The sequence below is a fragment of the Streptomyces sp. NPDC002926 genome, from assembly GCF_053591755.1.
On record NZ_JBSFUK010000003.1, the window covers coordinates 460,784 to 485,513 of the forward strand.

At 70.3% G+C, this 24,730-nt stretch carries 22 protein-coding genes and 1 pseudogene; 7 read left to right on the plus strand and 16 right to left on the minus strand.

The annotated features are described in order from the left end of the window. The first annotated feature begins 110 nt into the window (after positions 1 to 110). Positions 111 to 305, plus strand: a complete 195-nt coding sequence (locus ACWDZ6_RS08520) for a hypothetical protein (protein ID WP_451502354.1) — start codon at positions 111 to 113, stop codon at positions 303 to 305. Between the two features lie 87 nt (positions 306 to 392). On the opposite strand, the pseudogene ACWDZ6_RS08525 reads toward ACWDZ6_RS08520, so the two are convergent. After that, a pseudogene (locus ACWDZ6_RS08525) lies at positions 393 to 560 on the minus strand (ribosome small subunit-dependent GTPase A); the annotation flags it as partial. A gap of 1,003 nt (positions 561 to 1,563) precedes the next feature. Here ACWDZ6_RS08525 and ACWDZ6_RS08530 point away from each other — a divergent pair. Together ACWDZ6_RS08530 and ACWDZ6_RS08535 are read left to right on the plus strand one after the other, a co-directional pair. Beyond that, positions 1,564 to 3,675, plus strand: a complete 2,112-nt coding sequence (locus tag ACWDZ6_RS08530; RefSeq protein ID WP_451502251.1) for a LuxR C-terminal-related transcriptional regulator — start codon at positions 1,564 to 1,566, stop codon at positions 3,673 to 3,675. 33 nt (positions 3,676 to 3,708) lie between these two features. Beyond that, positions 3,709 to 4,134, plus strand: a complete 426-nt coding sequence (locus ACWDZ6_RS08535; protein WP_326653425.1) for an acyl-CoA thioesterase — start codon at positions 3,709 to 3,711, stop codon at positions 4,132 to 4,134. A 58-nt stretch (positions 4,135 to 4,192) separates the two neighbouring features. On the opposite strand, the gene ACWDZ6_RS08540 is transcribed toward ACWDZ6_RS08535, so the two are convergent. The 15 genes from ACWDZ6_RS08540 to ACWDZ6_RS08610 all read right to left on the minus strand — a co-directional run bounded on the left by ACWDZ6_RS08540 (position 4,193) and on the right by ACWDZ6_RS08610 (position 18,931). After that, positions 4,193 to 5,374, minus strand: a complete 1,182-nt coding sequence (locus ACWDZ6_RS08540) for an FAD-dependent oxidoreductase (RefSeq protein WP_451502252.1) — start codon at positions 5,372 to 5,374, stop codon at positions 4,193 to 4,195. A 46-nt stretch (positions 5,375 to 5,420) separates the two neighbouring features. Then, complete coding sequence (locus ACWDZ6_RS08545) at positions 5,421 to 6,482, minus strand: LLM class F420-dependent oxidoreductase (protein WP_451502253.1); 1,062 nt, start codon at positions 6,480 to 6,482, stop codon at positions 5,421 to 5,423. Further along, complete coding sequence (locus tag ACWDZ6_RS08550; RefSeq protein WP_451502254.1) at positions 6,482 to 7,390, minus strand: alpha/beta hydrolase; 909 nt, start codon at positions 7,388 to 7,390, stop codon at positions 6,482 to 6,484. The genes ACWDZ6_RS08545 and ACWDZ6_RS08550 overlap by 1 nt, the downstream gene beginning before the upstream one ends. Positions 7,391 to 7,421: 31 nt before the next feature. Continuing rightward, positions 7,422 to 8,168 (minus strand): 3-oxoacyl-ACP reductase FabG, encoded by a 747-nt coding sequence (gene fabG, locus ACWDZ6_RS08555; RefSeq protein ID WP_366731720.1) that lies wholly within the window; start codon positions 8,166 to 8,168, stop codon positions 7,422 to 7,424. A gap of 116 nt (positions 8,169 to 8,284) precedes the next feature. Continuing rightward, on the minus strand, positions 8,285 to 8,641 hold the full coding sequence (locus ACWDZ6_RS08560; RefSeq protein ID WP_451502255.1) for an acyl carrier protein: 357 nt from the start codon (positions 8,639 to 8,641) through the stop codon (positions 8,285 to 8,287). Positions 8,642 to 8,682: 41 nt separating this feature from the next. Beyond that, on the minus strand, positions 8,683 to 9,480 hold the full coding sequence (locus ACWDZ6_RS08565; protein ID WP_451502256.1) for an SDR family oxidoreductase: 798 nt from the start codon (positions 9,478 to 9,480) through the stop codon (positions 8,683 to 8,685). Beyond that, a complete protein-coding gene (locus tag ACWDZ6_RS08570; protein ID WP_451502257.1) occupies positions 9,480 to 10,448 on the minus strand; it encodes a beta-ketoacyl synthase N-terminal-like domain-containing protein in 969 nt (322 codons plus the stop codon). Before ACWDZ6_RS08570 ends, ACWDZ6_RS08565 begins: the two co-directional genes overlap by 1 nt. Beyond that, positions 10,445 to 11,674, minus strand: coding sequence for a beta-ketoacyl-[acyl-carrier-protein] synthase family protein (locus ACWDZ6_RS08575; RefSeq protein WP_451502258.1), 1,230 nt, complete (start codon positions 11,672 to 11,674; stop codon positions 10,445 to 10,447). The genes ACWDZ6_RS08570 and ACWDZ6_RS08575 overlap by 4 nt, the downstream gene beginning before the upstream one ends. Continuing rightward, a complete protein-coding gene (locus tag ACWDZ6_RS08580; protein WP_451502259.1) occupies positions 11,671 to 12,645 on the minus strand; it encodes a beta-ketoacyl synthase N-terminal-like domain-containing protein in 975 nt (324 codons plus the stop codon). Before ACWDZ6_RS08580 ends, ACWDZ6_RS08575 begins: the two co-directional genes overlap by 4 nt. Further along, positions 12,642 to 13,781 (minus strand): beta-ketoacyl-[acyl-carrier-protein] synthase family protein, encoded by a 1,140-nt coding sequence (locus tag ACWDZ6_RS08585; protein WP_451502260.1) that lies wholly within the window; start codon positions 13,779 to 13,781, stop codon positions 12,642 to 12,644. The genes ACWDZ6_RS08580 and ACWDZ6_RS08585 overlap by 4 nt, the downstream gene beginning before the upstream one ends. Beyond that, positions 13,778 to 15,304, minus strand: coding sequence for an AMP-binding protein (locus ACWDZ6_RS08590; RefSeq protein ID WP_451502261.1), 1,527 nt, complete (start codon positions 15,302 to 15,304; stop codon positions 13,778 to 13,780). The genes ACWDZ6_RS08585 and ACWDZ6_RS08590 overlap by 4 nt, the downstream gene beginning before the upstream one ends. Next, entirely contained in the window at positions 15,304 to 16,233 is a 930-nt protein-coding gene (locus ACWDZ6_RS08595) for a beta-ketoacyl synthase N-terminal-like domain-containing protein (RefSeq protein WP_451502262.1), read from the minus strand. Before ACWDZ6_RS08595 ends, ACWDZ6_RS08590 begins: the two co-directional genes overlap by 1 nt. Next, on the minus strand, positions 16,223 to 17,419 hold the full coding sequence (locus tag ACWDZ6_RS08600; protein ID WP_366731729.1) for a beta-ketoacyl synthase N-terminal-like domain-containing protein: 1,197 nt from the start codon (positions 17,417 to 17,419) through the stop codon (positions 16,223 to 16,225). Before ACWDZ6_RS08600 ends, ACWDZ6_RS08595 begins: the two co-directional genes overlap by 11 nt. A 32-nt stretch (positions 17,420 to 17,451) precedes the next feature. Next, positions 17,452 to 17,709 carry an acyl carrier protein gene (locus ACWDZ6_RS08605; RefSeq protein ID WP_451502263.1) on the minus strand — a complete coding sequence of 86 codons (258 nt, stop codon included), beginning with the start codon at positions 17,707 to 17,709 and terminating at the stop codon, positions 17,452 to 17,454. 13 nt (positions 17,710 to 17,722) lie between these two features. After that, positions 17,723 to 18,931, minus strand: a complete 1,209-nt coding sequence (locus ACWDZ6_RS08610) for a 3-deoxy-7-phosphoheptulonate synthase (protein ID WP_451502264.1) — start codon at positions 18,929 to 18,931, stop codon at positions 17,723 to 17,725. 309 nt (positions 18,932 to 19,240) lie between these two features. On the opposite strand from ACWDZ6_RS08610, the gene ACWDZ6_RS08615 reads away from it, so the two are divergent. From ACWDZ6_RS08615 to ACWDZ6_RS08630, 4 genes are all read left to right on the plus strand, one after another. Beyond that, positions 19,241 to 21,178 carry an anthranilate synthase family protein gene (locus tag ACWDZ6_RS08615; protein WP_451502265.1) on the plus strand — a complete coding sequence of 646 codons (1,938 nt, stop codon included), beginning with the start codon at positions 19,241 to 19,243 and terminating at the stop codon, positions 21,176 to 21,178. Between the two features lie 23 nt (positions 21,179 to 21,201). Continuing rightward, positions 21,202 to 22,332, plus strand: coding sequence for an acyl-CoA dehydrogenase (locus ACWDZ6_RS08620; protein ID WP_451502266.1), 1,131 nt, complete (start codon positions 21,202 to 21,204; stop codon positions 22,330 to 22,332). A 72-nt stretch (positions 22,333 to 22,404) separates the two neighbouring features. Beyond that, a complete protein-coding gene (locus tag ACWDZ6_RS08625) occupies positions 22,405 to 23,460 on the plus strand; it encodes an SDR family oxidoreductase (protein ID WP_451502267.1) in 1,056 nt (351 codons plus the stop codon). After that, positions 23,457 to 24,725 carry an aspartate aminotransferase family protein gene (locus ACWDZ6_RS08630; protein ID WP_451502268.1) on the plus strand — a complete coding sequence of 423 codons (1,269 nt, stop codon included), beginning with the start codon at positions 23,457 to 23,459 and terminating at the stop codon, positions 24,723 to 24,725. The genes ACWDZ6_RS08625 and ACWDZ6_RS08630 overlap by 4 nt, the downstream gene beginning before the upstream one ends. Positions 24,726 to 24,730 lie beyond the last annotated feature (5 nt).

The following is a 24,730-nucleotide window of genomic DNA, read 5'->3' on the forward strand; positions in this document are numbered from 1 at the left end:
TGCCATCGGTGCACAAGTCGGGCCGCGCACGATGCGCCTACCGTCAACTACTTCCGTACAGGGAGAAGTACACGCACAGCACGACTGCAGACACCTTCAGCCTGCCCCCGGTGGGTCCCGAGCCGATCCTGCGGCTGGCTGCGCTCACCTGTCGGACGAGGGTGCTGCACAGCGCGCTGGAACCGGATCTGTTCAGCACATTGACCGAAGGCCCGCTGACCGAGCCCGAGTTGCGGAAACGTATGGGGCCGCACCAGCGGTTCTCGCTGGACTTCCTTGACGCACTGCCGGCCTCGGCATGCTGACCAAGAACGCGGGGAGGTATGGGAATGCCCCCGTGGCGGAGCACTGTCTGGACCGCGGACGGAACACGTATATGCAGCAGTTCCTCACACCGCTGCACGAGCCGCACCGCTCCCCCACGCCGGCGCGCGGAACCGCTCGATCCGCCCGAGGTCCCGCTCAACCGCGAGCGAGGCCGCGATGACCGCGTGGCCGACGTTGGCGACGTTGGCGGCGAGGATGCGCCCCTGGGAGCGGCTCGATGAGGTGAGGCGCACCCTTCGAAGGGCGACCCCAACAGCGCGCTCGGCGCGCGGAAGTGGTGTGAGTGTCAGCCGGAAACCACAGGGGTGGGAACGATGAACTTCTGAATGCGGGCAAAGCCCGTCTCCGCGCCAGTCATCAATGTCCTCACCTCCTGCTTCCTCAACGGTCCAACGCAGTTCCGCTTCTCGAGAGCGACACACGGCCGCGTCCGGGAACGAAGGGACCCTATCCCCGGCCGGCGACGCGCCGCCACCCATTTATTTCCGGCCATTTATTCACCGCAGCCGCCTCCAACGCGCACCGACAGAGGGCCAGGATCATGGCCTCGGACACCCTCGATCACACCGTGACCGACAGTAAGTTTAATGAGATGCAAATCACACGCACACGCCGCACCGCCGATCGGCCACGAGGCTGGGGAACCTGGCAATGTGGATGGGGACATGGTGCCGTTCGCCGCTCATCCATACCTGGGAGGGTCCGTCATGTCTTGTCATTCCCCCCACAATCTCCACCCTGCTCGGCTCGGCGACATCAGCCCAAGGTTTCGAGGGATCGATGACGGAGCACATTGACAGCCTTCGGCCATTAGGCCGAAGGCAAGAGTGGACACGAATAGCAGAATTTCTCGCCGTGGGTTCAAGTGGCTGCAGCAACGCCCTGATCCTTGAGGGACCCGCCGGGACGGGCAAGACCCGCCTGATGCGGGAGACGGAACGGCTCGCAGCGGAACTCGGGTTCGCCACCTCGTCGTTCTCGATCTCCCCGCACGATGGATCATCGGGGAACCGCCGAATCGAGTCGTTCCTGGCCGGACTGGAGTCCGGGTCCCTCGGGACTTCGAGACCGCGGCTTGTCCTCGTGGACAATTTCCACCACGCGAACTCCAAAGTCACAAACTCCGTCCTCTCTGCGCAGCCTCCGGGGAGCCATGCTCAAGTGACTTGGCTGCTCGGGCTACGAGCACAGCACGAGAGCCGAACCGTGAGGCGGCTGTTGGGCGAGAGTGCCCGAGTGGCCAGGATCGAGTTGGGCCGGTTGTCCGACGAAGAATCCATGGAATTGGCGACCGAGTTATTGGGCGCGCAGCCTGATGCGGACCTCATTTCCATGGTCCAGGGTACGGGCGGGAACCCGTTGCTCATTGTGGAGCTCGTCAGAGGATTACGGGAAGAAGGAAACCTTGCGCTCCTCGGCGAACAGGCCCGCCTCACTGACGTCCGGATCCCTCAGCGAATCCGAGAAATCGCTTCACGCTGGCTGAATGAGCTGTCGGAGAAATCTCAGCAGCTGATCCAAGTCGCCGCCGCAATAGGCGGATCCTTCATGATCGGCGAACTGGCCGCGATGCAGCGCGAGACAACAGCGTCCTTACTGCCCGCACTGAACGAGGCCATGGCCGCGGGGTTGCTCATCTGCCCCGGTGAGCAAGCCGTGCTCCAGCACGAACTGATCCGGCGGGCGATAGCCGAGGCATTGCCTCCGGCAGTGCGGCTCGCTCTGAACAATGACATCGACACGCTGCGGACTCAGCGGCGCGCGAACGTGCCGCTCACACCCGAACTCCTGCTGTCGCAGGGCGTGACCATCGTAAAGACGCCACCCGTCCCGGCTTCCGTGCCGGCTGTCGCGCAGGGCTCTGTGTCACAGCGTCTGACCGGCCGCCTGGTACCCGCCCTGCTGCTGGCCAGGAGTGCGCGTACGGAGCCGCTGACACTGGGCTCGACCGAGGAACTGCGGACCGAACTCACCGCCATCCTGGCCGGCGCGCACGCCGTCGCACCGGGGAAGGCCGACGCCGCTGCCCGCAATATCGTCTCTCTGTTTGCCGACGACGAGCGCCGCGTGTGGGGTAATGCTCGGTCGATCCTCGACTCGCGCACGGAGGCGGACGGCGACGCGGACGCCGTGACGGCCACGACAGTGATCTCCAATCTGGAGTGGTCCGCGGGCAACCTGACCGAGGGGCTGCGGTGGGGGCGGCAGGCGGTGAGTCGCATCGGCCGCTCCACACCAACGATGTGGCGCCCGTACGTACGACTCGCACTGGCCTCCAAACTGTCCGACCTCGGCCAGTTCGACGAAGCCGAACTGCTGATACGGGCTGCCCGGGAGGAAGCCGAGCGGGCGGGGCTCACGGACCACGCGGCGGCGATCCTGATCACCCGTTCCCGGTTGCTCCTCCAGTCGAGCCGGCTCCAGGAGGCACAGGACGCCGCCCAGGCCGGGCTGTCCGCCGCCGTGGAGGCGGGCAGCAGCTGGGTCATCCCCGTCGGGCAGGCGGTCCTCATCCTGGTGGCCCTGCGCCGCGGTGACCTGTCATCGGCCGCGGACTATGTGTGGCGCACCCGGGCTGTGGTGGGCGCGGACAGCACGGTGTTCCCCTCGATCCATTTCTCCTGGGGAGAGTGCCTGGTGGCCACGGCCCAGCTCGGCCCGCGGCGGACGGCCGAGCTGCTCACCACCCAGTACGCGGATCTGCTGACGCAGCGGCAACTGTTCGTCGAGGAACCGGGCGCCGCGCCATGGTTCGTCAGACTGGCTCTCGCCGCCGACGACGCGCCGCTCGCGGCGGCCGTGGTCGCCTCGGTGGAGGCGCTCGCGGCCGCCAATACCGAGCACCACTCGGTGCGTGTCTCGGCGGCGCATGCCCGGGGACTCCTGGAGCGGGACGCCGCCGCGTTGCGCCGAGCCTCCAGGGAGCATCTCAGCCCCTGCTCCGGAGCGTTGGCGGAAGAGGATCTCGGTGTGCTGTTCTCCGCGGACGAGGGCAGGAACGGGGCACTGGCTCAGGGCTGCCTGCAGGCAGCCCTGCACAGGTTCGAGCAGATCGGGGCGAAGGCGGACGCGGACCGGGTGCGTGACCTGCTGAGGGACAACAGTCTCCCGGCAGCTCCGATTCCGGCACCGGCTCCGGCCCGCCCGCTCGTGGAGACGCCTCCCGGGTGGGATGCCCTCACCGAGGCCGAGCGGGCCATCGCTCATCTGGTCGGCGACGGGCTGACGAATCGCCAGATCGCCCGGCGGGTAAGCCTGTCCCCGCACACCGTGAACTATCACCTGCGAGTGATATTCCGGAAGCTCGACATCAATTCGCGGGTGGAAGTGGCCCGTTACCTTGCATAAGGCGCTTGATGGCGCCCTTCTGAAGGGATTTTCATGGCAGACCTGTTTACTGTGCGAGTTACCGTCCGCGGTTACGAGACGGATGCCCAGGGGCACCTCAATGGAAATGTGTATCTGCAGCATGCGGAGCACGCGCGCTGGGAGTTGCTGCGGGCCGCCGGAATCGAGCAGAACGCACTGCTGGCGAAGGGCGTCGGCCCGATCAACCTGGAGAGCACGATCCGGTACCACCGCGAGGTGGTCGCGGGTGATGATGTCGACATCACCTGCGCCTTCATCTTCGGGGAGGGCAAGTCGTTCCGGGTGGAGCAGACCTTCCACCGTACGGACGACAACACCCTGGTTGCCGAGGTTTTCAACGTCGGCGGTCTGCTCGACCTGAAGGCACGCAAGCTGGTCGCCGACCCGCGCGAGTACTTCCGCGCCGTGGCCTCGGACCCTGGAGTGTTCGGCCTCTGACACGGATCCACCGGGCCGCGACAGCGGCCCGGTGGAGGTCCCGTGGTGAAGCAGCCGGTCAGGCCCGAGCCCGTGCTCGCCACTCCGGAGTGATCAGTTCACTGGACGGGCACGCTCCGGAGACGGTCGAGAAGAAACGCTCGATCATCACCGGATCGTCCGCGATGGCGCGCATCAGCGCCAGTCGGCGATTCGGCCGGAGCTCGGCCACCGCGAGGGTGTCCCGGTAGCCGTCCATGACCAACTCGTCGCGTTCGACGGCATATTGACGCAGCGCGGCGTCCAGCCGGGGCCGGTCCTGCAGGCCGTCCGCAACACAGCCCGTCAGGGCCGTCGCCTGCCGGAAGGCGTCGGTGATGCCCTTGCCCGTGATCGAGTCCTTGTGGTGGCCCGCGTCGCCCACGAGCGCCCAGCCGGGGCCCGATGCCTGCCGGAAGAAATTCCGCTGGTCACCGGTTCCGTAGAGCCGGTCCTCCTGGGTGGCGGCTGCCAGCCGTTCGTCCAGACCGGGCGCGGCGGCGGCCACATTGCCGAGGAACGCCCGCCGGACATCCGCCCGTACGGTGTCGAACTCGGACTGCGGGAAGTACGTTCCCACGAGCGTCAGCCCGTCGTTGGTGGGCACGAAACCCGCCCACCGTCCGGTCGACTGGTACACCTCGAAGCCGGTCGGCAGACCCGACCAGAAGCTGTAGTAGACACACGTCAGCAGAGGGTCTTCAAAGACGACGGGTGCACCGGCCAGCGCCGCCACCTTGGACCGCATGCCGTCCGCACCGACCACCAGCCGGGCGCGTTCCTCGGACCGTCCGGCCGCGGTCCGGATACCGACCCCGACCACCCGGTCCCCCTCGAAGAGGAGGTCGTCCACCGTGCACTGCTCCCGGAACTCCGCGCCGGCCGCGACAGCCGCGTCCGCGAGGATCCGGTCCAGCAGATAGCGGCGGGGCGCGTAGGCGGCGCTGATTCCGTCGACGGGCCACGAGCACCCCTCCAGCCGGACGTCCGCCACCTGGTGGCGGGCCTTTTCCATCGGCGGACAGCCGGTGGCCGTGACCGCGTCGAGGATGCCCCACCGCTGGAGCAGGGCGACACCCGGCTGATGGATGTAGAGGGTGGACATGGTGTCGCGGGGGTAGCGGGCCTTGTCCACCATCAGGACGCGGTAGCCGGCCCGGGCGAAGAGCATGGCCGTCGGGGCCCCGGCGCACCGTGCGCCCACCACTATGACGTCGTACACGAGGGGAGTCCTTTCCCGGACGGTGCGTGGTGCGGAAGGCCGGGTATCACCCGCCGGCCCCCGACTTCTCGAATGCCTCGGTGATCGCCCGCAGACTGCGTACCCCGTCGGTCGTGTTCTCGGGGAAGATCATGGCGGACAGGGTCGTCACGCCCGCTTCGGCGTAGGCGCGCAGGCCGTCGGCGATCCGGTCGACCGGGCCCAGCAGCGCGGTGCGTTCCAGGAACTCCTGGGGTACGGCCGCCGCCGCCTCGCGTGGTTTGCCGGCCAGGTACAGCTCCTGTACGCGGCGTGCGGCATCCGCGTAACCGAGGCGGACGGCAAGGCTGTTGTAGAAGTTCTGCCCGCGTGACCCCATGCCGCCGAGGTAGTGGGTGGTGTACATCCGGACCCGGTCGGCGCACTCCGCGAGGTCGTCGCCCACCACGACGGGCACCGTCGCGACGACGTCGAACCCGGTGAGGTCCTTGCCGCGCTTCTCCCGTCCGGCGCGCAGATTCGCCAGGTGCAGGCCGCCGGACTCCGGCTGGAAGAACACCGAGAGCCAGCCGTCCGCGATCTCCCCGGCCAGCGTCGTATTGCGTGGCCCCACAGCTGCCAGATACACCGGGACGTCCTTGCGGAGCGGGCGGGTCCCAAGACGCAGCGCCTTGCCGGGCCCGTCCGGCAGGGGCAGTCGGTGGTACTCGCCGTCGTACGCGACGTCCTCCCGGCGCAGTGCGAGGCGCACCACGTCGATGTACTCGCGGGTGCGTGCCAGCGGCCGGTCGAACCGGGCGCCGTGCCACCCTTCCGAGACCTGTGGCCCGGAGACGCCGAGACCGAGCCGGAAGCGACCGCCGGAGATGATGTCGAGGGTCGCTGCGGTCATCGCCGTCATGGTGGGGGTGCGGGCCGGGATCTGCATCACCGCGGTGCCGAGGTCGATCCTGCTGGTGTGCGCGGCGAGCCAGCCGAGCAGGGACACCGCGTCGGAGCTGAACACCTCGGCCGTCCACGCCACGGAGAAGCCGAGTTGCTCGGCCTCCTGGACGTAGAGTGCCGAGGCTTTGGGGTCGGGTCCCGCGCCCAGGTTTCCCAAGTAGCGCAGGTTCAGGCCCAGTCGCATCAGCGCATCGCTTTCGTCGGGTCGAGGCAACGCTCGAGGAATTCGAGGACGGTCGACGTGTACCGCTCCTTGTCGGCCCACATCGCACGCAGGTGCTTCGCACCGGGAACGACCAGGGTCTCGGCGCGCGGGTACGGGCGCGCCAGGCGCAGGATCTCGTCGGCGGGAACGACGGAGTCCGCGCCGCCGGCGATGAACAGCATCGGGGTGGTGGCGTAGGCCGGCCGGTCCGGCGTCGGGGGCCAGTCGCCCGAGGCGCCCATCGTGATGTGGTTGAGCATGCGGAACACGTACTCCACCACGGGCCGGGCAGGGGCTTCCCGCATGACGGCGGGGACGGGCAGCAGCCCCGATCGCAGCAGGTTCGGGGAGATCGCGGGCGGATCGCAGGCGGGGCCGCTGTCGCACACCACGGCGTCGACCGCGCCGTGCAACGGGGCGAGCGCGCGCAGCATCGCGAACGAGGACAGCGAGAATCCGTAGAGAGCCAGGCGGGCTTCGGCGAATTCCGGCATGGCCCGGAGGTGCGTGGCCGCCGCGACGGCATCCTGGGCGAAACGCCGGTCGAATCCCGCGAAACCGCGGTCCTGGGAGCTGTCACCGTGATTGCGGAAGTCGAAGAGCAGCACCGTGTATCCGCCCCGGTGAAGGAAGCGGGCGTACGGCAGACTGCGGGACTTCTCCAGCCCGAGGCCGTGACCGAGAAGCACCACCCGTCCCGGGTCCCCCCGGCACAGCCAGGCGCTGAGGCGGGTGCGGCCGGGGGCGGCGATGGTCAACTCCTCGGCGTGGAGACCGAATTGGTCCGGTCTCCGCCGTTGCGCGGTACGGGGTGGATGGAAAGCGGAGTACGCCGCACGGGTCGCGACCAGGGGCGCGGCGCACACCGCCATCAGCTGCTTGCTCACGGGATCTCCTCGAAGCGGGCCGGTGCGGGGCTCAGACGACCAGCCCGCCGTCCACGCCGAGCACTTGGCCGCTGATGTAGCCCGCACGCGGGGAGACCAGGAAGGACACCAGGTCGGCGACGTCGTCCGGGGAACCGAAGCGGGCCAACGGGATCTTCCCCAGAATGCGCTCCCTGGCCTCGCCGGACAGCGCCGCGGTCATGTCCGTCTCGATGAGTCCGGGCGCGACCGAGTTGACGCGGATTCCGTACTTGCCGCACTCCTTCGCGAGTGCCCGGGTGAAGCCGATGATGCCCGCCTTGGACGCCGAGTAGTTGGACTGGGTGGCATTGCCGTGGACCCCGGCGACCGAGGACAGGGTGGTGATCGTCCCGGTGCGCCGCTTCATCAGGGAGAAGACCGCGGCCCGGCAGATGTTGTACGTACCGTCGAGGTTGGTGGCGATGACGTCCCGCCACTGCTCGTCACGCATCAGGACGAGCGGATTGTCACGGGTGACGCCCGCGGAGGTGACGACGGCGTCCAGGGGTCCGAGTTCGGCTTCCATGAGCTCCACGAAGGCGCGGGCCGCGGCCGGGTCCGCGACGTCGACCCGGCGGGCGGCCACACGTGCTCCGAGTTCGGTGGCTTCCTTCACCACCTGGTCGGCGGCCTCCGCGTCGGAGCGGTAGCAGAACGCCACGTCGTAGCCGTCCCGGGCGAGCCGGATCACCACGGCCCGCCCGATGCCCCGGGAGCCGCCGGAGACGAGGGCGACAGGACGGTGACTGTCTGACATGTCAGTGCCTTTCGGTTGGCTGGGTGGGAGAGGGACGGGGGCCGGGGGCGGCTCCGGGGCGTGGGCCCGGTGTGGTGCGAAGTGCCGGGCCCACCGCCCGTGAGGAGGCCCGTCGCTCAGGCGGCGTTGGCCTGTTCCTTGAGCTTGGATTCGACGAGTCCGTGGACCTGGAGCAGGTTGGTGAGCTCCTTGAAGTCGGACTCGGCGACCTTGATGCCGTATCGCTTCTCCAGATTCACGACGATCTCGAGAGCCATCAGCGAGTCCACCTGGAGGTCGTTCACGAAGTGCGCCTCGTCCGTGACTTCCTCCGTAGGGAGTTCGAGGGCGTCGGCGACGATCGTGCGCAGCTCGTCGAGGTCGAGGCCGGCGATGGACGTGGTGTTCTCGGACATGGGTGTGGTTCCCTTCGCGGAGGTGTGCAGGTGCGTTTCCGCCCCGGCCGGGACGGCGGTGGTGCGGTGAGCGGTCATGGGTTGACCGGTCATGCGGTGAGCAGTCGTGCGGTGGGACGTCATGCGGTGAGCAGTTCGCCGCCGTCGACGCCGATCACGTTGCCCGTGAGCCAGGACGAATCGCTCATCGACAGCAGGACGATCGCCTCTGCGACGTCCTCCGGCTCGGTGAGCCGCCCGTGCGGATTGCGCGCGCGGCACAGTTCGGCGTACTCGGCGCTGTTCGGGATCTTGTCGAGGGCGGGCGTCAGGGTGGTGCCGGCCCGCAGCGCGTTGACCGCCACACCGCGCGGGGCCAGTTCCGCGGCGAGCTGGCGCAGATGAGCCTCCAGCGTGGCCTTGGCCGCGGAGACCGCGCCGTAGCTGTCCAGGACCTGGGTGCTGCCCGCACTGGTCATGCCGTAGATCTTCGCTCCACGGGGCAGAAGTCCTGCCGCGAGAAGGTCCTGGACCCAGTACACGAGGCTGTGGGCCATGACGTCGACAGTCATCGCCATCTGCCGGGAAGTGATCACCTCCGGCTTCTCGGGGGTGGGTACGAAGGGCAGCAGTGAGCCGAAGGCGAGCGAGTGCAGGACGATCCGCACCCCTTGGGCGCCCGTCAGCTCGGCGGCTTGGGCAATCACCTCGGAACGGGTGGAGGCGCTGGCCGCGTTGAGGTTGAAGAAGTGGGCGGACACCCCGAGGTCGCGCAGTTCACCGGCGAACTTCACCGCGGCCTCAGCTCCGTCGGAGGTGTCGAAGTGGACTCCGATGATGTTTCCGCCGCGGGCAGCGAGCGCGCGTGCTGTCGCCCGTCCGAAGCCACTGGACACGCCGAGGACGAGGGACCAGGACCCCTGGATCTCAGTAATCATTACCGACTCCCGTGCAGCTGAGGGTGGTTGTCAGGGACATTTGTCAGTCGCAGGAACGCCACGTTGCCCTCGGCCGCGGCGGTGACGACGACGCGGTCGGGACCGCCACCGGCACCGAGCAGCGCGGCCACATGGCGCATCGGCGACAGACAGCCGGGGCCCGCCGGGAAGACGGACACCTCGGCCGCCTTGCCGTCCACCCAGTCGAGGACGGCCCGGCCCGTGGGCGAGTCGTCGAGAACCGCGTGCACGTGGCGTGGCCGCGGCCCGTCGGCGGTCAGCGCCGCCCAGGTTTCGTCGAGCGCGACGGCGGGCGCGACACCGGGAGCGAGGAAGGCGTTACGCATATGGCAGGTGCCGTAGGCCGCGGGGTCGGGCGCGCCCGTGGCCCGGGCGCAGACCAGGGCGACGGCACCGATGTCACTGCCTTCGGCGCCCGGCTCGCTGTCCGGCAGTGTTTCCTCGGTCGCGCCGACGATGACGAGGTCCGCCCGGCCGCAGGCCAGCGCGCGAGCGCCGGCCTGGACCGCGTCGAAACCCGCGGTCCGCGGCGAGTTCGTCGTGAGGGTGAATCCGTGGATCGTGTGTTCAACGGCGAGCCGGGACGCGAACAGACTCATCGCGAAATAGGGCGCGGTGATCGGGCTGATCCCGTCCGCGTCCAGGTCGAGGATGGTGCGGTCCTGCTCGTCCATCAGCGCCATACCGGCGTTGTTGGTGCCGACGACGACACCGAGCCGTTCGGCCGGGGTCGAGGCCGGTGCCGCGCCCGCGTCGTCCAGGGCGTTCCCGGCGGCAGCGAGCAAGTACTGGCAGGCGGCGGGCAGTCGCCTGTATCCGCGCCCGGGCAGGGCAGCCGTGACATCGAACCAGCCGGGTGCGGGCGCGGCGGACACCGCCAGGGCGTCGGCCGGCTTGTCCGCACCGGGCAGTACGACACCGAGTCCGAGCACATCGAGACCGGTCATGCGGCTCCCTCCGCCCCGGCGAGCACGACGGACACGTTGTTCCCGCCGAACGCGTAGGAGTTGACCAGGACCGCGCGCCCCGACAGGGGTACGGACTCCTTCTGCGGGAGCCACACGGGGCACTCGGGGTCCTGCTCGTCCAGCGGCGCGTTCGCCGGGACCGTGCGGTGGTGCAGAAGCAGCGCGGCGGTCAGGCAGCCGAAGGCGCCGGCGACCCCGGCGGTGTGCCCGATCATGGCTTTGAGGCTGAACAGCGGAAGTCGGGGACTCCGGTGTCCGAACACCTCGTTCAGCACCCGGCTCTCGACGACGTCGTTCAGCGGCGTACCCGTGCCGTGCGGGACGACCGCGCCGATGTCCGCGCCGGTCAGGCCGGCTTCCGTGAGCGCCTGGCGAATGCTCCGGGACGCCTGTGTGCCGCTGGGGTCGGGCGCCGTCGGATGGTGTGCGTCGCAGCTCCACGCGGCGCCCGCCAGTTCCGCGTACGGGGTGGCGCCGCGGCGTGCGGCGCTCTCCGCCGATTCGAGGACCAGCATGGCGGCGCCGTCGCCGAAGACGGTGCCCTGTCGGTGCAGGTCGAAGGGGCGGCAGCGGTCGGAGTCGAGAGCGCCCAGACGGTTGAAGACACCCATACCCACCCGGGTGGGGCCTTCCGCGCCGCCGGTGAGGACGATGTCGGCCTCCCCGCTGCGGATCATGTCGGCGGCGAGCGCGGCGGCGTAACCGCTGGCGGCGCACGCGTTGCCCACGCTGACGTTGCCTCCCGTGGCGCCGAGCGCCGCGCCGACCGCCGCCGAGGTGACGGTCATCGGCGACCAGGCCGTGTCGCCGCCGACGGGCGTGGCGCCGCCGGGCCCGCCGGCCCGGCGGCCTTCGTGCATCCCCGCGTTACCCATCTCCACGCCCATGACGACGGGGAGCCCGGCCCGCGTACGGGCATCGAGCCCGGCATCGGCGACCGCCTCGCGGGCCGCGGCCACCGCCATCCGGGGGCCCGCTGCCAGGGGCACATGGGCCAACCGGGCAGGCTCCGTGGGCACATCGGCCTGCGGCACCAGGTACATCCGCCTGTTGCGCATGCGGGCGGCGGGGTCGGCCATGGGTTCGGGGCGGCTCCCGCCTGCGGTCAGTCCGCGCCAGAAGGCCGGGACCCCCGCGCCCAGACAGGAGATCGCGCCCAGGCCGGTGACGACGACCCGGCGCCCTGCGCCGTGTCCTGCGGTCATGACGCCTCACCGGTGGCGGTGAGCAGCAGGGCGGTGGCCGCATCGTCGTCGGGGCCGCTGCTGGTCGACAGGACCGAGCCGGCTCCGCCGCCGGCGAGATACACGACCCCCGCCGCGCACTGCAGCACGCCCAGGGCACCCGAGCAGTGGCCGAGCCGGGCCGCGAGATCCACCGTCGGTACCGCGCCGATGTCCGCGGCCCCTGCCAGGGCGGGGACCGACGTGCCCTGGGCGGTGAGCCACAGCCCGATGGGCCCGGCGTGCGCTTTCAGGGCCACATCCACCGCGGCCGACAGGCCGGACTCCCGTACGACTTCCGTGAGCACGGCACGCGGGTGGGCGCCGCGGGCCCCGGCATGCTCGGCCGACTCGACGACGAGCGCCGCCGCGCCGTCCAGCATCGGCCGGTCCGAGCCGTCCGCGAGGAGGCGGGCGGCCGGCTCGGTGTCCGGTTCCACACCGATCACGACGACGACGTCGGCGCGCCGGGCCGCGATCAGGTTCCGGGCCCAGTACAGGGCGTCGGTTCCGCTCGTCCCGCCGTTGCACACGGTGATGTTCGGCCCGCGCATCCCGTAACGAATGGCGACCCAGCCGGCGATCACATTGCTGGATGTGTGCGGAAGCCCCAGCGGGCTCAGTCCGGTGACGGTGTGTTCGGCGATGGTGTCCGCGAAGTCGCAGACACTGTCCAGGTTTCCGAGATTGGTGCTGACCAGGACGGCCGTGGACGGCGCGGGTCCGTCGTACACGCTGTCGTCCGCCAGCAGGCCCGCATCGCGCAGCGCCGGCTCGACCGACCGCAGCGCAAGCCGCGAGGCGCGGTCCTTGTGGCGCATCTCCCGGCCCTTGAGCCCGGTGGCAGGATCGAAGCCGCCACCCTCCGACGGCGGCCGCAGAAGATCCTCGGCCCCGTCGAGGCCCGGGACGGCGAGTCCCACACCCGTGATCACGGCGGTTGCAGGTGTCATGACGCCCCCTTCTCCAGGATGGCCACTGCGTTGATCCCGCCGAATCCGAAGGCGTTCACCTGCGCGGTGGCCAGTTCGGCGGTGGCCGCCCGGTCGCGTACCAGACGCAGCCCGGCCGCCTCCTCGATCGGGTCGTCGAGTCCGAGCACCGGCGGTACGACGCCCCGGTGGAGCGAGAGCGCGGCCATGATGAGGCTGAGCAGACCGGAACCGCCGAGGGTGTGCCCGGTCATCGACTTGATCGCCGTCAGCAGTGGATCGGCGCCCGTGCCGGCGAACACGTCCGACAGAGCGGTCGCCTCGGCGGCGTCGTTGAGCTGGGTGCCGCTGCCGTGCAGCATCACCAGATCGATGTCGGCGGCCTTCACGTCCGCCCGCCGGTACGCATCGTGAACGGCCGTCGCGATGGTCCTGGGGTCGGGCGCGGTGGGATGGCTGGCGTCGCAGTTCATGCTCACCCCGCGAAGGACGGCGTGAACTCCGCCCGGCCGGGCTCCCGTTCGCTGTACGACGACGGCGACGGCTCCCTCGCCCATGAGCATCCCGTTGCGTGCCCGGTCGAAGGGGCGCAGCGCCCGGGGCGTCTCGTTCTGTACCCGGTCGAGCACACCGTAGGCGCTCTCGGTGATCGAGTCCGTGCCCGCCACCACGACGGCGTCGGCGAGGCCCAGTTCGATCATGTCGGTGGCCATGCCGAGCGCGTACAGCGCGGCGGCGCAGGCGTTGGCGAAGGTGTAGGTCTGCGACGAGCCGAAGCGCTCCCGCAGCGCGGTGCCGAAGTGCAGGTCGGACGGAGCGAGCGGCATCTTGTGCCGCCACCACAGCTCTGCCGAGCGCTGCTCGCGCAAGGTGGTGCCGACGAGTACGGGGCAGGAGCCCGGGTCCTCGTCGAGCCCGGCGTCGGCCAGGGCCTGCGCCACCGCGGTCTCGAGCCAGCGGGTGGCCCGCAACGGCTGGTCGTGCCCGGGTCCGGTGCGGTCGTCGATCTCGTACGCGTGCTGCGCACGGTACTTGTCGAGATCGAACGCGCGCAGCCGGGCCAGGCCACTCCGTCCCGCGCACAGCGAGTCGAAGATCTCGTACGGGTCATTGCCGATGCCGGCGACGGCACCGATGCCCGTGATGTCCCAGCTCATCGGCGACCCGCCGACTCACGCAGCTCGTGCCGGGCCAGCTTGCCGGTGGAGGTGACGGGCAGGACGTCGATCACTTCGATCCGGGAGGGGCGTTTGAACGGGGCGAGGCGTTTGCGGATCGACAGCAGGATCGCCTTGCGCACAGTGGCGTGGTCCGCCCCGGCCACCGGTACGGCGTAGGCGACGGCCTGTTCGAGACCGTGCTCGTCGGCGCTCGCGACCACCGCGCACTCCGCGACCTGGTCGGTTTCGCGGACCACGGTCTCGATCTCGCCCGGAGCGACCTTGTACCCGCCCAGGTTCAGTACGTCGTCGGCGCGGCACAGGTGCCAGATTTCTCCCTCCTCCGTACGCCGGACGATGTCACTGGTGTAAGCACCTCCCTCGGCGAAGGTCCGGCGCGTCGCCTCGACCCGGTTGAGGTAGCCGAGCGCCACCGAGGGGCCCGCGATGTGCAGCCGCCCCTCGGTCCCGTCGGGGACCGCGAGCCCGTCGTCGTCCCGCACCGTCACCTCGATCCCCGGGACCGCGCGGCCGGTCGCGCCCGGCGTGATCTGCGAAGGCGGCGTCGCGACGACGATGTGCAGCGCCTCGGTGGCCCCCAGCCCGTTGACCAGCGGCACGCCGAAGGTGCTCCGGATCCGCTCGCCGAGCTGCGCGGGGCAGTGCTCGCCCGCGGTGACGGCGAGTCGTACGGAAGCGAACCCCTCGGGTCCGTGGCTGTCCGCGAGCGCCAGCAGCGCGGCGTACATCCGGGGCACCGAGAAGAACACGGTCGGGCGGTGTCGGCGCAGGCTGCTGGAGACCACATGGGCGTCCACGGAGCCGCGCAGCAGTATGGTGCGGGCACCGGCGGCCAGCGGAAGCAGCACCGAGTTCCCGAAGCCGTAGCCGAAGGACAGCTTGGCGGTGGACAGGACGACGTCGTCCTGGCGCAGCCGCAGCGTGCTTCCGATTCCGGAGAGGACGGCCTCGATGCCCGTCGCTGCGTGCAGGACACCCTTGGGTGCCCCGGTGCTCCCGGAGGTGTACTGCACCAGTGCCGGACGGCCCGCGGGCCACTGCACGGGCTCCGGGGACGACTCCGGGTCCGGCTCCGGGGACCCGCCGGCCGTGAACACGGCCCTGCCCTGGTCCCCGGTTGTGAAGGGCAGGGAGGCGAACTCCTCTTCCAGCGTGCGCTGTTTCGCTGCCGGGGCGTCGAAGTGGGCGAATCCGGCTTCGCTGTCCGCGGCCATGAAGCGGATCTCGGCGTCGGAGAGTACGGGGCTCACCGGTACCGGCACGCACCCGTGCCACCAGAGTCCGAGGATGGCGGCCACGGTGGCGACCGAGTCGTCGGCCACCACCAGACCGCGGGTGCCCGGCGGGACCCGCAGTTTCCGGAGCGTACCGGCGTAGGCGCGCGCAGCGTCGTGCAGTCGGGCGTGGGTGACCTCACCGACGTCGGGGTCCACGTAGCAGACCCGTTCTCCTCCACCGGCCTCGATGTGCCTGCCCAGCAGTCGTTCGACCAGATCCATTACCGACCTCCCCTTCGCGATGTCACTTCGATGGCGACGGCATTGCCCGCGCCGATGGCCAGCACCAGAATGTGCGGATTTCTTTTCTCGAGGCGACGGGTGGACATGGCGACCGCGGCGGCCACCGCGGCGAAACCGCCGGCGGCGCCGAGATCTCCCCAGCGCGCTTCCACGTCCAGACAGGGGGCGGCGCACAGCTGCGACACCACGCCCGCCGGGATGTGGGATCCGGCAGCCGCGGAGAGGACCACCCGCCGTGGCCTGCCGCCCATGCGTTCCAGACAGCCCCTGATGAAGGCGGCCGGGCTGTCGTCCCGCGCCGCGGTGCCGGGGCCGACACGGGCCCGCTCCAGCAGCCGGACGTCCGTGCCACCGCCGGCCCCGGGGCGCTTCTCCAGGACGACGCACGCGGCGCCTTCCGACCGTGGCCGGGCCGCGCCGGGACGTACCGCCGGCCAGGCGGCCGATCCGCCGACCAACACCCGTGCGCACTGGCCCTGTTCGATCATGCGGGCGGCTTCGACGACCGCGTGCGCGCCTGCGTCCTGTGCCCCGGTGAGGTTCAGATAGGGACCGTCGAAGCCGAAGCGCACGGACACCGCGGTCACCGGTCCGGTGTAAGCCGACCGCGCCGCGCGGCGCGGTGACACCCGCCCGGGCCCCAGCGCGGGGATGTCGGCGCAGGTCTGCGCGTATTCCTGGAGGCCCGCTGTGGAGCTCGCCCATACCGTGCCGGTCCGTAACCTCGTGGCCGGGCCGGGACCACAGACCGCGGTGGTGGCTGCGGCGAGGGCGTGCGCGGTCTCGTCCTCACCGGCCCGTATGCCGTCGGGCGTACGGGAGTCGACCAGGCCGACCGGTTGTGGTGACCCGGCCGCTGTCAGCCGTACGCCGAGTCCGGTGACCCTCACTCCGGCGCTATGCGGCATCGTCGGCCTCCGCACTGCCCAGCATGAGCGCGGACACTCCGCCGCCGAGGCCGAAGGTCAGGCTCGCCACGGTCGTGACGGGAGCCGTGCGCCCCCGCGGTGGGACGAGGTCGATGCCGGAGCACGCGGGGTCCGGCCGCCGGAGTGTGGCGTTGCCCGGGATCCTCCCGGCGCGCAGTGCCTTTACGGCCACGACGGCCTCCAACGCGGCCGCTGCGCCCTGGGGGTGGCCGAGTGACCCTTTGAGAGACGACACGACGGGCCGGCGTGGGACGGTGCCCAGAGCGGCGGTGATCGCCCGAGCCTCGATGCCGTCGCCGACGGGTGTCCCGGTCCCGTGCGCGCATACCCAGTCCACCTGCTCCGCCGTGCGCCCGGCCTGCTTCAGGCACGTCGTCAGTACCTCGACGACGGCGTCGCCGGTGGGCCGGGGCCGCGTCAGGTGGTACGCGTCCGCGGCGGACGCGTGGCCGAGCAGCCGTGCCCGGGCCCGGCCGCCGCGGGCGGCGCAGTGCTCCGCGCTCTCCAGAACCAGTACACCGGCCCCTTCGGAGGGCAGCATCCCCCGGCGGTCGGCGTCGAAAGGGCGGGCCACATCCGGAGCCAGCGCCCGCAGGCTCGTGAACATGGCCAGGACCTCCTGCGAAAGCTCCTCCACCCCGCCGCAGACGGCCACTTCGACCTCACCGGCGGCTATCGCGGCGGCCCCGCGGGAGATCGCGTCCCCGCCCACGGAGCAGCCCGAGGCGAGGAGGACCACGGGGCCGTCCACGTCGACGACCGCGGGTATGAGGTCGAGAAGGCGCTCCGGCTCGGCCCACTCCGTACCGGTGAACGTCAACGAGCTTTCCGTGAGCCCGTGTTCGAGTACCGGACGGGTTCCCATGACGGTGCCGGCGAAGACACCGGTGCGGCCGGAGACCCGGCCGGGCACCAAGGCCGCGCTGCGGACCGCCTCGGCCGTGGCGACAGCGAGATAGCGGGCCGCGCGCGAGGGGTGCGGCGGCACGGCGGCATCGAGTTCCGGCGAGCAGGACGACGGGACTTCGCCCGCTGTACGCGCCGCGTAGGCGGAGGCGTCGAACCGGGTCACCGGGCCCGTCGCCACACGGCCGCCGGACACCGCTTCCCACAGTGCCGTACTTCCGACACCTGCCGGCGAGACGGCGCCGATGCCTGTGACCACGATCCCTCCGTGGCCATGAGCGGCGCTGGGCATCAGCCCACCACGCCCTTGTCGCGCAGCAGGGCCAGCGCGGCCGCGACGCTGCTCAGTTCCGCGGCCTCGTCGGCGTTCAGAGGAACCCCGAAATCCCGCTCGATCCGCACGGCGATTTCCACCTTCTCCAAGGAGTCGGCCGACAGATCGTCGTAGAAATGTGAATCGGTAAGAACCTCGGCCACATCGATCTCAAGAACCAATGCCACGATTTCCCGGAGCTGGTCGCAGGCAATCTGATTCTTCACTGCGGACATGGGGCAGTTCCTTTCAGTGCCATGTTTCGGCGGCGGTCAGGGCCTGCCACACGTTCAGTCGCGGGTCGCACAATGTTGTATACGGTCCGTCGCAGCGATCAATGTGCGAGTCGTCCGGCAAGCATTCGACGACGGAATCCGGAGTGGTCTCCAGATGCAGGCCTCCCGGGTTCAGGCCGAGTCCGTCGAGCACGGTCCGGAACTCCCGTATCTCCTGGGTGATGGAGGACAGGAGGCGAGTCTTGCGGCCATTGGTGGCGCGGACGGTGTTGCCGTGCATCGGGTCGCACAGCCAGACGACCGGGTGGCCGGCCGACCGGACGCGGGCGGCCAGGCGGGAGAGTTGCCCGGCCGCGGCGCCGATGCCCATGCGGGCGATGAGCGTGAGCCTGCCGGGCTGCCGGTCCGGGTCCAGCAGCTCACACAGGCGCAGCAGTTCGTCCTCCGTCATGCTCGGCCCCACCTTGCAGGCCACCGGGTTGCTCACCGCCGCCAGCAGGCGCACATGCGCACCGTCCGGCTGGCGGGTGCGGTCGCCTATCCACGGCCAGTGCGTGGAGGTGAGGACGAGCCGGCCGTCCGGGTCGCGGCGCAGCTGCGGCAGTTCGTAGTCGAGGACAAGGGCTTCGTGGCTCGTCCACACCGGTGTACCGGAGGCATCCTGCTGCCTGCGCAGATACGCCGTCGCGGTGCCCGCCGCCCGGTGGCAGGCCAGCAGGCGCATCGGGTCGGGCCTGCGGTCCTCCGCCGTGGCCCGCGGACTGTTGACGAGGTGCCCGCGGTAGACGGGGAGCTCCGCGCCGTCCACGTACTCCGTGGGACTGGACCGGGGTTTGGCGAACTGCCCCGCTATGCGGCCGACCCGGATCACCGGCTGACCGGTACCGATGCGCATGACACCCGCCATGGCGTCGAGCAGGCCGACCTTGCGCGCGAGATGGCGGGGGGTGCACTCCGCCGGGTCCTCGGCGCAGTCCCCGGCCTGGATCACCTGGCGGCGTCCGTCGGCCACTTCGGCGAGAAGCTGCCGCAGGACCCTGGTCTCGTCGCCGTCGATGAGTTCCGGCAGGCTCGCGAGACCTCTGCCGACTTCGGCGACGAGCCAGTCGTCGCCCCAGTCGGGCTGCTGCAGGGCCGGCCAGGACCGCCAGGAGCGGATTTCGTGCTCGGAAAGTGTGGCGTCCGATTCGGTGAGACCGGCCCACCTTATGGCGACGTTCATGAGACACCTGGCCATGTCGACTGCCCGTGTATCGCCTTCAACGCTTCTCCAAATGCTCGTAACCCAGCAGTCGAATCAACGACATTTCCGCCCCCGGCTCGACGGGGCGAATGAACTCCGACTCTAGCCGGATACAAGGTGCGTGGGGCTACTCATGCGAGCAGTCAAGATCCGTTGACACGGCCGTGCGGGGCGGACCTCCCTACTCGTGTGAGTAGTGGCCCGCATGCCGCCCTGATGCGAAAATTACGCCACGGATACGGGCCGTTGTTGTAACCGGTTCTGTTGAATTCCCGATTGGGAGCAATAGTGAGCGACATAGACACTGCGCGTCTCGACAGCCTGCTCACCCCGGACGCGCCCCCCTTCGCGCTGCTGCACCGTCCCTCTTCGGCCGGGCGCGATCAGGTCGAGATCCTCGTCGGCGACGTTCTTGAGGTGCCGACTCTCGCGGAGCTTCCGGTGACGCAGGAGCAGAAGGAGGGCCAGGGGCCGGCCGGTCAGGCCCGGCACGAAATGGTCGTACTCATTCCGTACCGCCAGATCGCCGAGCGTGGATTCGAGTACCAGGACGACCGGACGCCGCTGCTCGCCATGCGCGTCGGGGAACAGGGCACCATGGGTTCCGCCGCACTGCTGGAGCGGATCCCGGACCGGCCGATCGACCTGAACGGCGGGGAGTTCGACATCGACGACGGGGCCTACGGGACCATCGTCCGCAAGATCCTCAGTGAAGAGATAGGCCGGGGCGAGGGCGCCAACTTCGTCATCAGGCGGTCGTTCGTAGCCACGGTGGAAGGTCCTGTCACCGACGCCGCGCTCACGGTGTTCCGCCGCCTCCTCGCCCGCGAGGTGGGCGCCTACTGGACGTTCCTCATCCACACGGGCTCGCGCACCCTGGTGGGCGCCACCCCGGAGCGGCACGTCAGCCTGACAGCGGGCACGGTGAGGATGAACCCGATCAGCGGGACGTACCGCCACCCGCCGGCCGGGCCCACGGTGCCCGACGTCCTGCGTTTCCTGGCCGACCCCAAAGAGACCGACGAGCTGTACATGGTGGTCGACGAGGAACTCAAGATGATGGCGCGGATCTGCGAACCCGGGGTGCGGACCTCGGGCCCGTACCTCAAGGAGATGACCCGGCTCGCGCACACCGAATACGTGCTGACCGGGCGTAGTTCACGGGACGTCAGGGAAATCCTGCGGGAGACCATGTTCGTCCCCACGGTCACCGGCAGCCCGCTGGAGAACGCCTGCCGTGTCATCAAGCGTTACGAGCCCGAGGGGCGCGGCTACTACAGCGGAGTGCTCGCGCTGATCGGCCGCGACGATTCCGGCGCCCGGCAGCTCGACTCCGCACTGCTCATCCGTACGGCGGACATCGGAGCGGAGGGCCGGCTGCGGATCGGTGTCGGAGCGACGCTGGTCCGCCACTCCGACCCGGACTCCGAGGTCGCCGAGACCCGGGCGAAGACGGCTGCCCTGCTGGATGCCGTGCACGGAACGCAACCGCATCCCCCGGGCACCTCTCGCCGCTCATCCCGCATCGCCGGACACCCGCAGGTCCGCGAGGCGTTGGCCCGGCGCAACGTCACACTCTCTCGGTTCTGGCTGGAGCCCCCGGGTGACGCCGGGTACCACCGCGAAGCGCTGGCCGGCCACCGTGTGCTCGTGGTGGACGGCGAGGACTCCTTCACCGAGATGCTCAGGCATCAACTGCGCGCGCTCGGACCAGAGGTCACCACGCGCAGGTTCGACGAACCCTACGAGCCCGACGACTTCGACCTTGTCATCGTGGGCCCCGGCCCAGGCGATCCACGGGACTTCGACGCCCCCAAGATCGCCGCGCTGCGCCGCACCGTCCGCCGGCTCATGGACGAACGACGGCCCTTCCTGGCGGTATGCCTGGGACATCAGGTGGTGTGCGGGGTGCTGGGACTCGAACTGATCCGCAAGGATCCGCCCAACCAAGGGGTGCAGCGCGAGATCGACCTGTTCGGCCGCCGTACCCGTGTGGGCTTCTACAACACCTTCGCCGCGGTGTCGGCCGACGACCGGTTCAAGGGCGTCGAGGTCAGTCGGGATCCGGAGAACGGTGAGGTGCACGCTCTGCGTGGCCCTTCCTTGCGTTCGCTGCAGTTCCATCCGGAGTCCCTGCTCACGCAGGAAGGCGTGTCGATCCTCGGCGACGAGCTCGAGGCGCTGCTGACGACCTCCGGGACAACTCCTGTGAGGGCCGGTGGATGACACGGTGACGGAGGTGGGTGGGTATGCGTTTTCTGCTGCGTGAGCGCGAGAGCCTGGAGAGTCTCCTGCCGGGACTGGACAAGCAGCTGGCAGCGGTCCCGCTGCTGGATCTGGAGACCACCGAAGGAACGGCGCTCAAGGCTTTCACCCTGGCCGGCGGGCCGGGGCTGCTCGTCCCCGCCGTGCACGGAGGAGCGGGTGCCGACCTGTTGTCCGCGGTACGTGTACAACGCGCGCTGGGTTCCCGCTCACCCGCGCTCGCCGTGGCCACCACGATGCATCACTTCTCCACCGCGACGCTGGCCGAGGCGGCGTCAGCCGGGGACGGCATGGAGTGGCTGCTGCTCGCCGCCATCGCCGAGGACAATCTGCTGCTCGCCTCCGGCTTCGCCGAAGGGCGTACCGGACAGGGCATTCTCCGCCCGGCACTGACCGCCCGGATGGACGGGGACCAGGTCCGGTTGAGCGGCTCGAAGAAGCCGTGCAGCCTCGCCAGGTCGATGAAACTGCTCACCGCGTCCTTCATGCTGCCGGGCCCGGACGGTTCGTGGGAGCTGGCGATCGCCCTGGTGCCCGCCGACGCCCCCGGACTGAGCGTGCGCCCGTTCTGGCGCGCTCCGGTCCTGGCCGCGGCCGAGAGCGAGGAAGTCGTCCTCGACGATGTGGCGGTCCCCGCCGAGCTGTTGGTACGCACCGGTGTCACCGACGAGGGCCGGGCGGACCATCTGCAGACCGTCGGTTTCGTCTGGTTCGAACTGCTGATGACCGCAAGCTATCTGGGAGCCGCCTCGGCGATGGTGGAGCGCACCCTGGCGGACACCCGGGTGGACCCCACCGTGCGCGGCGAAGCCATCATCGCGGTCGAGGCGGCCATGCTCTCGGTCGAGGGGCTCGCGTCCGCGATCGGCCGACGCCCGCCCGGAGAAGAAGCCCTCGCCCAGTCGCTGATCTGCCGATACGCGGCGCAGGACGCGATCAGCCGGACCCTGGCACTGTGCATGGAGGCGCTGGGGGGAATGGCCTTCATCGCGTCCGGAGAGCTCGCGTATCTGCAGTCGGCCTGCCGCGCGCTGGCCTTCCACCCGCCGTCGAAGTCCCGTACGGCCGCACCGCTGACGGACTACTTCGCGGGCCGGCCCCTGCTCATTCCCTGACGGTTCCCTGACCGCGTCCCTGACTGTGTCCCTGACTGTGTGCAAGACATCCAGCTGTGAGGTGACCCGAACGTGCCGGCTGCCCCGACCGTCCTGCTGACCGGAGCCTCCGGAGTGCTCGGTACGGCGCTGCTCCCGGAACTGTCCGACCGGCGGGTGATCGCGCTGGTCCACCGCACTCCGGTACCCGGCGCCGACGAACAGCTCACCGGAGACCTCACCGCTCCCCGGCTCGGCCTCGACGCAACCGCGTACGCGGACCTCTGCGCGCGGGTGGACGCCGTCGTGCACTGCGCCGCGGTCACCGGCTTCACCGACGGGCCGGCGGCGACCCACGCCCTCAACGGGGCCGGCACCCTGCGGATTGTCCAACTCGCCGCGGACGCCGGTGCGTTGCTGTACCACGTCTCCTCGGCCTTCGTGGCGAGGACCGGCATCACCGGTGCCGGGCCCGGGCAGGACACCGGGGAGCGCACCGCCCGTCCCGGGAACTATCTGGACTCCAAACGCGCCGGCGAGGACGTCGTACGCACTTCGGGCGTACCGGCGGTGATCATCCGCCCGTCGGTGATCACCGGAGACTCCCGCACCGGAGAGATCTCGGCATTCCAGGGTCTGCACGGCATGCTGGCGAGTTTGCTGCGCGGGCGGCTGCCCCTGGTGCCGCTGTCGCCCGGTTCCCTGATCGACTTCGTGCCGCAGGACGTGGTGGCCGCCACGGTCGCCGCCCTGGTCCGCGACGGCGCGCACGAGGGGGAGGTGTGGGTGACCGCCGGCGATCAGGCGCTGCGCGCCGACCGTCTCCTGGAGCTCGCCGCCGAATTCGCCGCACAAGCCGGCCTGGACCTGACACTGCCGCGCATGGTCTCCCCGGACCTGGTGGACCGTCTGATCCGGCCGGTGTTCATGGCGGACCTGCCACCCGCGACCCGTCGTCGCCTCGACGATCTGCTCGCTATGACCGCGCTCTTCACCGCCCACCAGCCGTTCCCCACCGATCTGGGGAAGCCCGGCCTGCCGGCGGCGATGGGGGCGGACCGGGCGGAATCCGCGCTGCACGCCGCACTGTCGCAACTCGTCCGCACGAAGGGCATGAACCGCCCGGCTCCAGCACTGGTCACGGCGTGAGCAGCCCGACGACGCCCGCCACGGCCGCCGAGGTGCTGGACGTGTACCGGCGCCATCTCAGCCGGGGCCGGGCCCGGCTGGCGTCCATGACAGGTGCGGCGATGGAAGTCAGCTCCCGGGGCGCGTATGTGTGGGACGCCGACGGCAAGGAGTATCTGGACTGCGGCGGATACGGAGTCTTCCTGCTCGGGCACTGCCATCCCCAGGTGGTCGAGGCGGTTACCGCGCAGGTACGCCGCCACCCGATGGCCACCCGGCTGCTGCTGGAGCCGGTGGCCGCCACCGCCGCCTCGGAGCTGGCCGGGGTCACCCCGCCCGGGCTGGACCGTGTGCACTTCGTCAACTCCGGGGCCGAGGCGGTCGAGACCGCGGTCAAACTGGCCCGGGCACAGGGGAAGACCCGGCTGATCTCGGCCGTCGGCGGATACCACGGGAAGACCACAGGAGCGCTGGCCCTCACCTCCCAGCCGCTGTACCAGGACCCGTTCCGGCCCCTGCTCCCGGCCGAGCACGTGCCCTTCGGTGATCTCGGCGAGCTGGCGGAGGCCCTCGGCCACGGCGGGCCGGCCTGCCTCGTTCTCGAACCCGTGCAGGGCGAAGGCGGTGTCGTCATCCCGCCGCCGGGCTACCTGGCACAGGTCCAGCGGCTCTGTGCCGAGCACGGCGCCTTCTTCGTACTGGACGAGATCCAGACAGGTCTGGGCCGACTGGGCACATGGTGGGGCGCCGACCCCGAGGACATCCGCCCGGACGTCCTGCTGGTCGGCAAGGGCCTCAGTGGCGGCGTCATTCCGGTCGCCGCGGCGGTGTCCACCGCCGCGGCCTACGCACCGTTCGACCGGGACCCGTTTCTGCACACCTCCACCTTCGCCGCGTCGCCCGTGGCGATGGCCGCCGCCGCCGCGGCGGTACGAGCCATCGCCGGTGAACGTCTCGTCGAGCGCGCCGGGGTCCTCGGCCACGACATCCTGGCCCGCGCCGAAGCCGCCCTGGCGCCGCTGCGGGGGGACATCGTGGCGGACATCCGCGGCCGCGGCCTGCTGATCGGCATTGAGATGTGCGACGCGCAGACGGCCGGCGAGCTGGTGTTGCACCTGCTGGACGCCGGGCTGCTGACCAATCACTCCCTCAATGCTCAGCGCGTGGTCCGGCTGACACCCCCGGCCGTGCTCCGCGACGCCGACCTGGAGCGGATCGGCGCGGCCCTCACCACTGCTGCCGCGGCCCTGCTCCGCTCCGCTTCGTCACGTCCCGGAAGGGGATGAACCGA

Coding starts and splice junctions, on each gene's coding strand:
- ACWDZ6_RS08610 (WP_451502264.1), bottom strand. CDS start 18,931: ATGAACGTCGCCATAAGGTGGGCCGGTCTCACCGAATCGGACGCCACA.
- ACWDZ6_RS08590 (WP_451502261.1), bottom strand. CDS start 15,304: ATGGATCTGGTCGAACGACTGCTGGGCAGGCACATCGAGGCCGGTGGA.
- fabG (WP_366731720.1), bottom strand. CDS start 8,168: ATGTCAGACAGTCACCGTCCTGTCGCCCTCGTCTCCGGCGGCTCCCGG.
- ACWDZ6_RS08605 (WP_451502263.1), bottom strand. CDS start 17,709: ATGTCCGCAGTGAAGAATCAGATTGCCTGCGACCAGCTCCGGGAAATC.
- ACWDZ6_RS08570 (WP_451502257.1), bottom strand. CDS start 10,448: ATGACCGGTCTCGATGTGCTCGGACTCGGTGTCGTACTGCCCGGTGCG.
- ACWDZ6_RS08560 (WP_451502255.1), bottom strand. CDS start 8,641: ATGACCGCTCACCGCACCACCGCCGTCCCGGCCGGGGCGGAAACGCAC.
- ACWDZ6_RS08545 (WP_451502253.1), bottom strand. CDS start 6,482: ATGCGACTGGGCCTGAACCTGCGCTACTTGGGAAACCTGGGCGCGGGA.
- ACWDZ6_RS08575 (WP_451502258.1), bottom strand. CDS start 11,674: ATGACCGCAGGACACGGCGCAGGGCGCCGGGTCGTCGTCACCGGCCTG.
- ACWDZ6_RS08580 (WP_451502259.1), bottom strand. CDS start 12,645: ATGACACCTGCAACCGCCGTGATCACGGGTGTGGGACTCGCCGTCCCG.
- ACWDZ6_RS08585 (WP_451502260.1), bottom strand. CDS start 13,781: ATGAGCTGGGACATCACGGGCATCGGTGCCGTCGCCGGCATCGGCAAT.
- ACWDZ6_RS08620 (WP_451502266.1), top strand. CDS start 21,202: ATGCGTTTTCTGCTGCGTGAGCGCGAGAGCCTGGAGAGTCTCCTGCCG.
- ACWDZ6_RS08565 (WP_451502256.1), bottom strand. CDS start 9,480: ATGATTACTGAGATCCAGGGGTCCTGGTCCCTCGTCCTCGGCGTGTCC.
- ACWDZ6_RS08535 (WP_326653425.1), top strand. CDS start 3,709: ATGGCAGACCTGTTTACTGTGCGAGTTACCGTCCGCGGTTACGAGACG.
- ACWDZ6_RS08595 (WP_451502262.1), bottom strand. CDS start 16,233: ATGCCGCATAGCGCCGGAGTGAGGGTCACCGGACTCGGCGTACGGCTG.